2 protein-coding genes and 1 pseudogene are annotated in these 1,472 nt (G+C 46.0%); 2 read left to right on the top strand and 1 reads right to left on the bottom strand.

Annotation, left to right across the window (positions count from 1 at the left end; all coding sequences use genetic code 11):
* A pseudogene (locus tag R7O12_RS24645) lies at nt 1-528 on the top strand (major facilitator superfamily transporter); the annotation flags it as partial.
* 93 nt (nt 529-621) lie between these two features.
* Here the strand turns inward: R7O12_RS24645 and R7O12_RS24640 are convergent.
* A complete protein-coding gene (locus R7O12_RS24640; RefSeq protein ID WP_005464033.1) occupies nt 622-858 on the bottom strand; it encodes a hypothetical protein in 237 nt (78 codons plus the stop codon).
* A gap of 207 nt (nt 859-1,065) precedes the next feature.
* Between R7O12_RS24640 and R7O12_RS24635 the strand changes: the two genes are divergently transcribed.
* Nucleotides 1,066-1,472 (top strand): LysR family transcriptional regulator (locus R7O12_RS24635; RefSeq protein ID WP_318126678.1); only part of this gene is annotated, 407 nt, incomplete at its 3' end.

Here is a 1,472-nt window from a genome sequence, read left to right as displayed (position 1 = left end):
TTCTTCGGTATGCTTGAAAAACGCGACGTTCACCTTTCGACAGCGACTAAAATCGCGATGGCGTTTGTACTCACTGCAATTGCATTTGGCATCCTAACGTTTGCGGTCACAACCGTTGGTGAAGATGTGGTGATCATGCCTGAAATCTTCTTGGCGATTCACTTCTTCCAAGCCATTGCGGAAGTTATCGTTGGTTCAATGGTTGTGGCATTCATTCTGTCTGTTGCACCAAAACACATCGAGAACTTCTCGGTTAGTCTATTCTCCGTTGCTATCGCACTGAGTGGTATCGTTGGTGCCGCTTTCTCAACATCGATTGCGATGGAAAAAGGCCAAGAGATCACTCAAGAAATCGTACAAACCGTATACGGTGATTACTTCCAATTGCTTACTGTACTAGCGGTTGTGATGGTGGCGATTGCTATGGCAGCGTCGGTTGTTATTCGCAAAATGCTGGATGCGGCAAAAGAAAGCGAAGCACAAGCGCAACCTGTCGAGATTGAAGCGGGTGTCGAGGTACAGAGCTAATCGCTTTCGCACCGCCACTTGATTACATACGCAATCAACAAACAAAAATGCCGCGAATTCATCGCGGCATTTTCGTAATGACAACGTGACCGATTAATCGCGGCGGCCACGAAGTTCAATCGGTTGGGTAGATGCATCGGTTTGAATCATCACGCCGCCGTACATCGCTTCATTACGGCCTTTCAACGTAAGTTGCGAGTTTGCGCGTTCAACATCCACTTGGTTCGTATTACTCATTGTCATGTCAATGGTACCTGTGTATGAGCCATCCGCAGCAAATGCCACATTCGCTGAGCAAACCATCAAGCCTAATGCGATTAGTTTTTTCATACATCACCTCTGTTATTGTCTGTACCTGTGTCGATGTAGAAACTGTATCAACGCAAAGGGGATGAGACGAGGAAACTCCTGATTTACCAAATGGAAATCCCCTTTCTTCACCTCCGATAGAGGCCTCAAGAAAATTGACCGTTTGCTGTCTTTGGATGATCAGCTCAACGCTATGATGTGAAGCGAGCCGAATTGTTGGAGTAAAGAATGGCGATTAATCTGGATATTCAAAACATTCTTGTGCTGAAGCGCATGTATGAGCTGCGCAATGTTCGGTTAGTCGCAGAGTCGTTAGGAAAAACATCCGGAGCCATCAGTAAAAACCTCACCAAGATGAAAACCCAGTTCGATGATCCTCTGTTTGTGCAAACGAAACATGGCTTTGAACCGACGACGTTTGTCGAAACAAACATGGCACACTTCGAACAGATTCTGATGAGTGTGGACTCCATTAAGCCGCAAAACTTTTCCCCAGAGACCTTTGATGGGCAACTGTCGATTTATGCCAACACGCTATTTTGGGATTACTTCGGCGATGAGCTTTACTTGAGCCTGTTAAAACAAGCACCTCGAGCCAAATTTTCGTTTCTGCGCTGGGGAAACGAAGCTAAAAA

This window comes from Vibrio sp. Vb1574 (assembly GCF_033338675.1).
The sequence above is the reverse complement of the archived record's forward strand: the minus strand, read 5'-3'. Positions and strand labels throughout refer to the sequence as shown.